This window comes from Kamptonema sp. UHCC 0994, from assembly GCF_029167235.1.
GTDB lineage: Bacteria > Cyanobacteriota > Cyanobacteriia > Cyanobacteriales > Microcoleaceae > Kamptonema.
This window is the reverse complement of sequence record NZ_JARFTR010000027.1, coordinates 1-8762: the sequence shown is the minus strand read 5'-3', so window position 1 is coordinate 8762 and position 8762 is coordinate 1. Positions and strand designations below refer to the sequence as shown.

Genomic DNA, 8762 nt, shown 5'->3' with positions numbered 1-8762 from the left:
GGGGGGGGGGGGGGGGGTGGGGGGGGGGGGAGATGGGAAGATGGGGAGATGAGGGGTTTGCTGCGTTTGAGTTACCAATCTTTAGGTGTGGAGCCTTTGGAGAGTTCTAATAATACACAGAATGGTTATCGACCCAAGGTTTTATCTGTTCCTAGCCAAGAGTTTGCAATTCCGATTGTAAAGTCTAAAATCCAAAATCCAAAAGCTCTTGAGCTGGCAGATTTGGTACTCGCGGCTGCATCTGGGGAGTTGGAAGGAGGAGATGGCATTTCACCCGCAACAGGACGAAATTTTGTGGCGCTTCAAACTTTGCAATATATCGAACTGCTACAGGAACAAGAGTGTTTACCCCAGACGTTGGCTTTGGCTTATCAGACTTTGGGGAATTTTTACCGCGATCGCATTCTAGCGGGAGATGTTTCGCGTACTTACCTGTTAATCGCTATCCGCGCTTACGAAATGGTACTTGAATTTACCAGCTCGGATGCAAAACTACAAGGCGATCGGCAAGAAGATGGGGAACGCAAGGCCTTAATTAACCAACTTAACCAGAATTTAACTCAACTTTCTCCTGGGTCAAATTTACTATCGACGGTTCCCGATATTCTCAATGACCTCGGTACTCTCTACTGGATGCTTTCTCGCTATCCGCGATCGCCTGAAATTGCATCTTTTGCCTTATCTGATTTAGAACACAGTATTGCTCTCTACCAACAAGCTTTAGCACAGCTAAATCCCAAGACACAACCCCAGAGCTATGCTAGATTGCAAAAGAATTTGGGAGCAACTTGGGGAGATTTGGCTCGATTTCGAGATAGTGCCCAAAATTTACAGCATTCGGTTAGAGCTTACGAAGAAGCCCTTTTACATATTGACTCGGACGTAGACCCTAAACAATATGCTGCTCTTGAGAATAATTTGGGAACGGCTTATTGGAATTTAGCTCAACACGATCGACCAGTGGGACATCTCGAAAGTGCGATCGCAGCTTATACTAAAGCTCTGAGCTATTACAGCCCTGAACGAGAACCCCTAAACTATGCTGGAGTGCAAAATAACTTAGGTACGGCTTGGTGGAATCTTGCTCAACACGAACCCTCAGAGGGGTTCCTATTAGAAGCTGTGGATGCCTATCGGGAAGCTTTGAGGTATCGTACTCAAGAGTTAGTACCGGCTGCCTGTGCCGCCACGCAGAACAATCTGGGGACGGTTTACTGGCATCTAGCTAACCTCCGGCACAAACAGGGGCGGATAGAATCCTTGGAGAAGGCGATCGCAGCTTATCAAATCGCGATCGCCGCCGCCAAGCAAATTCACCCCAACCAGTTGACGTTTGACATACTGGCCGCTTACAACAATTTAGGGCTAGCCCACTATCAGTTAGCCACAGACCCTTACTTCTCCTTGAGTAAACTTGAGCTAAGATCCCATCTAGAATCCGCACTCCAAAACCAGTTGCAAGCTTGCACTGGATGGCAACAGCAAATTAATGGGTCAGGGTTAACAGGCCTCGAAAACACCAATTCTCAAACCCAGACCTCCAACCCCATTTATGCCGATTGCCGCCAAACAGCCCTAAATTGTATTGTCAAAACAATTCGAGCTTTCTATAGTGAATGCGGGTTGCAAGGTCAAAATTTTGCTTTATCCAAGCTTCCTAGCGATTTACTACCTGAAATTTTGCAACAGTTATAAACATGAAACTTAAAATTTACTGTATGTCTGTATCCAAGTTTTCCATTACTATGACTTATATTCTTGGCTAATTCTCAAAGTAACTTTGTGGTCATGGCCCCTCCAAAGATCCTTGTGGTTGATGACGACCCGGCAATCCGAAACTTAATTCACCGCTATTTGAGCCAGCAAGGCTATCAAGTGGAGTCTGCCGGGGACGGTCAGACTGCTCTGGGATTATTTGAGCAGCTCAATCCAGACTTAGTAATTCTGGATGTGAATTTGCCCGACACTACTGGCTACAAACTTTGTCAAGAAATGCAAAGTCGGACGGGTGTGTTTGTCTTGATGTTAACTAGCAGAACTGATGAGGCTGACAAAATTAAAGGGTTTGCCCAAGGTGCTGACGACTACATCACTAAACCTTTCAGTCTTGTAGAAATTGGTGCCCGTGCGGGAGCGATATTGAAGCGTAAGCGCATAGTCACTCCCGCCGAACAGCAAAGCCTGATTTTTGGGCCTCTAGCGATCGATCCCGTCCGCCGAGAGGTGATGCTTGGCGATCAGATAGTTTCTTTAACTGCTCTGGAATTTGACTTGCTTTATTGTTTGGCGAGCAAACCCGGCCGCGTGTGGAGGCGAGCTGAATTGCTTCAAGAAGTTTGGGATTACGAATATGTGGGAGATCAGCGGGTTGTTGATGTCCACATTGGTCAAATTCGCCGAAAAATTGAACCGGATGCGAATCAACCTTCTATGATTCAAACCGTCCGGGGTGTTGGTTACAAGTTTGAGGCGATTTAGGGAAGAGGGACTAGGGGCTAGGGAAGAGGGAATTGCTAATTGCTAATTGCTAATTGCTAATTGCAGAAAAATCCTCTTCTTCCCTCTTCCTTCTTCTTTCTTCCCTAGCCCCTAGCCCCTAGCCCCTAGCCCCTCTTCCTTTACACAGGGTGCTGAAAAAGGGTTTCCAGGTAAACTCTGGCAGCTTGGCGATAGCTTTTTGATGCCTCTGGTGTACCGCTATCCCCATTCTGCAACAAAAACAGAGATAGAGCTGCGGAAAATACCCGGTCTTGATCCCAGTCAGGATGGGTTTCTAGGTAGGTTTTGAGGGATTCGTGGAGGGTTTCGGGAATTTCAGCCAAAATACTGACAGTTGCGTTCATCATCGCTTCTAAATCTCATAAATAAACAGACATCGAAACCTAGCTTCCGCATCGACACAGCTAGGGGATACAGCCGAAATCGGAGCACTTAATTTAGGTCGGTCGCATCATTGTGCGCTAAGAGGGGGTGGTGTTGTCAATGTTGCGTATTGTTACAAAGGCCTTTATCTTAAAAAAATATTTACGCAATAATGAGCTTTTGAGGTCGATCCCCGTTACATAAGTTTATAAATTTGGTCGTCACTCTGGAAGTTGACCGTTATATAGGGAAAATCCCCAATTCATCAGCAAGGCTTGATATTACCGTTAACGCCTGTGGAAAACCTTGTCTAATCTGTGGAAAACCTCATCTAGCCTGTGGAAACGCTGTGGAATATCTGGGGAAAACTTTCAGTAAGGATAAGAATTTTAAAGTTGTCATTAGCTAGGGGCTAGGGGCTAGGGGCTAGGGGCTACGATGCTCAGGGCTAGGGGAAAAGAGGGGGAGGATGGAGAGGATGGGGGAGAGGGGGAGGGATTATTAACAATTAAAAATTAACAATTAACCAAAGAAACCGGGTTTTTTGACGAAAATACTTCGTTTTTACCACAGATTCTCTCAAAAACCCGGTTTCTGGAGCCCTGAGCGTAAGTCCTGAATTAGCAATTAGCAATTAGCCATTACCAATTACCAATTACCAATTACCCATTACCAGTTTTAAGGTGGGGGCGTGCTGGAACATAGCATTGATTTCCATAAATAGGGCAATCTGCCAGCAAATTTGAAGTTGATATCTGTATATCCTTCAGATTGTAATAATTTGGTCATGGTGGCGATGGAAAAAAATTTTATATGACCATTATCCCAAAGAACGGTAAAGTGTTTATCCATTTTTCCAGTAATAGCTAGAGCTAAATTTTTCAAGTAACCATGATAGGGAGTTGTGACAATTAATTTACCATCTGGTTTGAGGCATTTTTTAGCAACTCTAACGAGTTCTTTTGGATAAAGCAAATGTTCGATTACTTCGACTCCTAAGACGATATCAAATGAATGAAGGATATCTGGATTGGGCAAATCGTAAATATCGGCTTGGATAAACTGACATTCAGGAAAACTTTGAGCTGCGATCGCAACTCCCTGGGGCGAATTGTCTACTCCGACAACTTCATAACCTTGCTGAGCAATAACATGGCTGAGACTGCCGTTCCCGCAACCGAGATCCAAAACGCGGGGTTTGATGTTGCTGGTAGATTTAGCGACAGTAAGCATTTCTAGCAGTGGAGATACCAAATAAGCATGGTGATACCTAGGGCGATTGTTACTGTAACTGTATATATATTTGCTAGAGGTTCTTTCCATCGATTAAGCTAGAGAGACCAGGGCCAGAAGCGGCTTCAAGTCTAGTGTAGGCGTATCAGAGCTATTATTCACCAATAAACATCTCCGAGCCAGAGTCTGCAAGCCTGATAGTCTCTAGGCTGAAAGTTAAATTCCGTCAATATCGAATGAAATCGAGTAGTGTAGGATGCCGACGGGGTATCAAGCGAGAGGCCCGGTTACGAAAAGCGATCGCGCTTTACCTGCGATCGTATGTATCTAGAGTTTTTGACCCCACCTGTAGGATGCTGATTTATTGGTGTAAACTGTTTCACTCTGTGCAGTTATTGAACACTTTTGAATAACAGATCCTGCTGCACGGGCTTCTATAATTGTGTCAACTGTTGTTCTCAAGCCATTTTCTCCGGTCAACAGTAGTACCCTAGAAAGATGCTTGGTCAATCTGGTTTGTTTGATGATGTTGCTGTTGGGTGTTGCACCTTAAGTTTTAAAGATGTCCTATGGTTAGCGTCGGCCCATCCTCCTTTCGCCGTATTTTGCTGTCGCGAATTTTACTGCTCAGCGTACCAGTTTTGCTGGTGGGGGAGTATGTGACTTATAGAAAAGCTCGCTCAATGCTTCTGGAAACTGCTCGTCTAAATCTGACTGAGAGTGCGGTGAGAAAAGCAGAAACTATTGAACAGTGGGTAAAATCCCTGAAGTCAAATTTGCTGGCCGCTTCGGAAAGCTCTGTGTTACAATCCTCCTCGCCCAAAGTCTATCAAACTTTTATCAACCAGTTGGGGCAGAGGTTGCCGACTCAGGTAGATTGTTTGCAATTGACAAATTTGCAGACGGGTAAAGTTGCAGCGAGCACTTGTGGTAATCAACCAATTCAATCGCTACCGAAGAATTTTTGGCCGTCGCAGCAGCAGTTGCTTGTCAATAATCAGGCCGTTTACATCAATCTGGTGTGGCCGCCGCAGCAACAGTCTCAGAAATCTCAAGGTGACGGTGGGTTTCTAGCTGTCCCTACTGATACACCAGATTCAGTTCAGGCTAACAAGAATACTCAAGCTAGTTTAGTTTTAAGTGCGCCGGTTTACGTTCAGCAGAAGAATTCACGTCAATTGCGCTATGTTTTGAGTTTGCAGTCGCCTTTGCCGGTGCAAACTAGCGCTCCCAAGGGTTCTTTGGCTGGTTATACAGTTGTGATTGACCAAGATGGGACAATCTTGGCGCACCCGAATATTGACCGTGTGGGGCGTAATATCGATCAGGAGGCTGATGCCGATCGCTTAAAAAGTATTGTTAGGAGAGCGATCGCAGGCGGACAAGCTTTTTTACACCTGTTTTCTTTTGAAAAAAATGGGCTGGAGTTGCTGGCGGGATATGCTGCTGTTCCTAGTCCGATGGCGACTCAGGAAAAGAGCAAGTGGATAGTTTTGGCGGTTACTCGTTTAGATTATGCTCTCTCTGGTTTGGAAGAAATTCAACAGGTTTTGTTGAATCTGATTGTGGGGTTGGTGGCGGCGAGTATTATGGCAACTCTATATTTATCTCGCGATCTAGCTCGTCCTCTGGAGAAGCTTAGAGATTATGCGCTGACTGTCAAAAGTTTGGAATCTCCGCAGATGGTTCCTCACAATTTGAAAATTAGGGAGTTCGATCAGTTAGCGGAGGCGATCGATAGTATGGTGGAGCGACTGCGATCGTGGGCGGAAGAGTTGGAAGTTGCCTCGAAACAAGCGCAGGTTGCTAATCAGTTGAAAGATGAGTTTTTACGCAATATTTCTCACGAACTCAGAACTCCTTTGAATGGTATTATCGGTTTTCTGCAATTTGTCCGGGATGGTGATTGTGATGACCGAGATGAGGAGATGGAGTTTGTCCAGCGTGCTTATGATGCTGCAATTCACTTGCTGAATATTATCAATGATATTTTGGATATTGCCAAAATTGAATCAGGTACGCTATCAATGATGCTGGAAACTATCAATCTCACGCAGGTGATTAAAGAAGCGGTAGATTTGCAGCTTGTTGAAATTGAACACAAAGGTCTGGAGTTAATTTTACCCGATCTGAAGGAGGAGATTATTGTTTATGCTGACCCGGATAAACTTAAGCAGGTTTTTCTGAATGTTTTGAGTAATGCAATTAAGTTTACGGATGCAGGCACAATTACTATTGCTATCCGAATTGAATCTGTGCTGCTCAATAATGGTGCTAGTTATAATGGGAATGCAATGTATAATATGGCTCAGGTCACTGGTACAAAAGATTGGGTGGTGGTGACTATTGAAGATACGGGGATTGGGATTGACCAAGAGCAGCAGGATAAGTTGTTTCAACCTTTTGTGATGGCTGATGGTTCGACTACTCGCAAGTATGGTGGTAATGGTTTGGGGTTGGCAATTTCACGTAATTTGATGCAGTTGATGGCGGGGACTATTTCGCTGTACAGTGCTGGTATAAATCAAGGTACTACTTTAACTATTGCTTTGCCTGCGAAACAGTTACCTGGGGGTTATATCAAGGAAGATTTTGTGATTATTAGTGATTAGTTGTTAGTTGTTAGTATAGGGGCACAATTAAGTGAGGGGTGGAATTAATTAGCAATTAGCAATTAGCAATTACCAATTAACAATTACCAATTAGCAATTACCAATTACCAATTAGCAAATTGTAATTAGTTGTCCGTCGAGTTTGAGGGAGTCGCTGAGGGCGCTGAGGATTCGCACTAATTCGACACCTACCCAACCAGAAGATATGGAAGATGGTGTGTTACTTTGGACGCAATTTAGAAAGCGATCGCAAACTTGTTGGAGGGGTTCTACTGGTTCTACTGGTAATATTTCCCAAGATTGAGTTGTAGTTGAATTGCGATCGCTAACCGTATCCCACGAACCTGTAATCCCGCAGCTATTCTCGCGATCCGACTCTAAATAACCACGTTTTAGCGTCAGAGGCGCATTAGTTGAAAGGTCATCAAAAATCAATGTACCTTTACTTCCGACAATTCCTAAGCGCCTCTGTCTGTCAGGATTGAGCCAGCAAAGATGGATGAATGCTTGAAAGCCATCAGGGTAAATTAACTTGATCCAAACTAAATCGTAAAGTGGTAATTGGTAATTGGTAATTGGTAATTGATAATTTATGGTTTTTCCAACCTCCGTATTTTCTTTATTAATAAAAACGGTTCCATTTGCTTGGACTTGACTTGGAGTTTGTCCTAGCCAGGTATTAAAAATGGCGATGTCATGGATGGCTAAATCCCATAGAGCATCAACGTCATTTCGCACGGGTTCGAGATGGGTTCGTTGGGCGTAACCGTAGCGCAATTTACCTAATTTTCCCGCTTGGATGGTGTTTTTTCCTATTTCGATTGCGGGATGAAATAGGTAGGTATGATCGACGAAGAGTTGGCGTTGCAGTTTTTCTGCGAGTTGACAAAGTTCTATGGCTTCGGTGAGGTTAAGGGTGAGGGGTTTTTCTGCGAGAACGTGGTAGCCTTGGTGAAGGGCGGCGGCGATGAGAGTGCTGTGGGTTGAGGCTGGAGTTGCGATCGCAACTGCTTCTAATCCGGGCAATTTCTGCAATGCTGACCAATCCGTTGCCAGCACTACATTAGCATCCAAATTGAATAGACTTCTCACCACAGCTAAGCGCTCTGGCTGCGGGTCTACGACTGCTAAAATCTGACTGTGGGGATGTTCTAGGAAGTTGCGGATCAGGTGAATTCCCCAGTGACCTGCACCTAATACAGCAATTCCAATTTTCATTAATTATAATCTTAATTGTTGATTTTTAATTTATTAAAAGCTGCTTGCGCGGCTGCTTGTTCAGCAGCTTTGATCGATCGTCCTTTACCTTCACCAAGTAAATCCCCTCGCAGCCATACTTCGGCTGTAAAACGCTCTTCTCCTCCGTGAACTCGCCCTGTTTCCTTAACATTATATTCTGGCAAAATTTTGTACTGACCTTGAGTCCATTCTTGCAGAGCGGCTTTATAGTTTTGGCGGGCGGGATCGCTAAGAATTTGAGCGGCGCGTGGTTGGAAATGAGGGTCTAACCAAGGGCGAATTAATTGTAAAGTGTTTGTGCTCAGGTAGAGGGCGGCGAGCACTGCTTCAAAAGCGTCTGCTAACCGTGACTCTTCCCCTGCTTTGTCGCAGGCGGCGCTGCTAGAAACGATTAAATAGCGACCAAATCCATAGCTGTCAGCGATTTGTGCCAGAGTGCGATCGCTCACTAACAAGGAACGAATTGCCGCAAATTCGCCGACAGAACTGCCAGGATACGTTTCAAATAGTAACTCAGAAGCAGCTAGTCGCACAACTGCATCGCCAATAAATTCTAGCTGTTCGTAATTGGCTTGAGTTGATGCTGTCGGGTGAGTTAAAGCCAAATCGAGTAATTGCCAGTTCACGCGGTTTCGATCGGGCAATCCTAATTTTTCGACTAATTTTTGCAGTTCCTTTTGACGGCTAGGATAGCTAATATTCATTTTTTCTTCTCTCTCTTTCCTCGGTCTTAACGGCTCTTGATTAACCGAGTTTAATTTTGATTATAACTTAAGCACGATTTACGTAACGCCGCCCTCTGGGCGGTTTCTTTAC

The 8762-nt window shown here is 44.6% G+C and carries 8 protein-coding genes; 4 read left to right on the top strand and 4 right to left on the bottom strand.

Going from position 1 to position 8762, the window contains the following annotated elements:
* On the top strand, nt 1–1695 hold a 1695-nt coding region (locus PY364_RS02675; protein ID WP_275520292.1), incomplete at its 5' end, for a tetratricopeptide repeat protein.
* Between the two features lie 93 nt (nt 1696–1788).
* Entirely contained in the window at nt 1789–2478 is a 690-nt protein-coding gene (locus PY364_RS02670) for a response regulator transcription factor (protein WP_275520290.1), read from the top strand.
* 140 nt (nt 2479–2618) lie between these two features.
* Here the strand turns inward: PY364_RS02670 and PY364_RS02665 are convergent, their stop codons facing one another.
* The gene (locus PY364_RS02665) at nt 2619–2843 is read right to left on the bottom strand and encodes a DUF2811 domain-containing protein (protein WP_275520294.1); all 225 of its coding nucleotides are present in this window, start codon (nt 2841–2843) and stop codon (nt 2619–2621) included.
* 697 nt (nt 2844–3540) lie between these two features.
* Nucleotides 3541–4185 carry a class I SAM-dependent methyltransferase gene (locus PY364_RS02660; RefSeq protein ID WP_275520288.1) on the bottom strand — a complete coding sequence of 215 codons (645 nt, stop codon included), beginning with the start codon at nt 4183–4185 and terminating at the stop codon, nt 3541–3543.
* A gap of 146 nt (nt 4186–4331) precedes the next feature.
* On the opposite strand from PY364_RS02660, the gene PY364_RS02655 reads away from it, so the two are divergent.
* Entirely contained in the window at nt 4332–4508 is a 177-nt protein-coding gene (locus PY364_RS02655; RefSeq protein ID WP_275520286.1) for a hypothetical protein, read from the top strand.
* A gap of 156 nt (nt 4509–4664) precedes the next feature.
* The gene (locus PY364_RS02650) at nt 4665–6707 is read left to right on the top strand and encodes an ATP-binding protein (RefSeq protein WP_275520284.1); all 2043 of its coding nucleotides are present in this window, start codon (nt 4665–4667) and stop codon (nt 6705–6707) included.
* 111 nt (nt 6708–6818) lie between these two features.
* Here PY364_RS02650 and PY364_RS02645 read toward each other — a convergent pair whose 3' ends face one another.
* Nucleotides 6819–7925, bottom strand: a complete 1107-nt coding sequence (locus PY364_RS02645) for a Gfo/Idh/MocA family oxidoreductase (RefSeq protein WP_275520282.1) — start codon at nt 7923–7925, stop codon at nt 6819–6821.
* Between the two features lie 11 nt (nt 7926–7936).
* Nucleotides 7937–8650 (bottom strand): ribonuclease III, encoded by a 714-nt coding sequence (gene rnc / locus PY364_RS02640; RefSeq protein WP_275520280.1) that lies wholly within the window; start codon nt 8648–8650, stop codon nt 7937–7939.
* Nucleotides 8651–8762: the final 112 nt, after the last annotated feature.

Coding starts and splice junctions, on each gene's coding strand:
- PY364_RS02670 (WP_275520290.1), top strand. CDS start 1,789: ATGGCCCCTCCAAAGATCCTTGTGGTTGATGACGACCCGGCAATCCGA.
- PY364_RS02665 (WP_275520294.1), bottom strand. CDS start 2,843: ATGAACGCAACTGTCAGTATTTTGGCTGAAATTCCCGAAACCCTCCAC.
- PY364_RS02660 (WP_275520288.1), bottom strand. CDS start 4,185: ATGGAAAGAACCTCTAGCAAATATATATACAGTTACAGTAACAATCGC.
- PY364_RS02655 (WP_275520286.1), top strand. CDS start 4,332: ATGAAATCGAGTAGTGTAGGATGCCGACGGGGTATCAAGCGAGAGGCC.
- PY364_RS02650 (WP_275520284.1), top strand. CDS start 4,665: ATGGTTAGCGTCGGCCCATCCTCCTTTCGCCGTATTTTGCTGTCGCGA.
- PY364_RS02645 (WP_275520282.1), bottom strand. CDS start 7,925: ATGAAAATTGGAATTGCTGTATTAGGTGCAGGTCACTGGGGAATTCAC.
- rnc (WP_275520280.1), bottom strand. CDS start 8,650: ATGAATATTAGCTATCCTAGCCGTCAAAAGGAACTGCAAAAATTAGTC.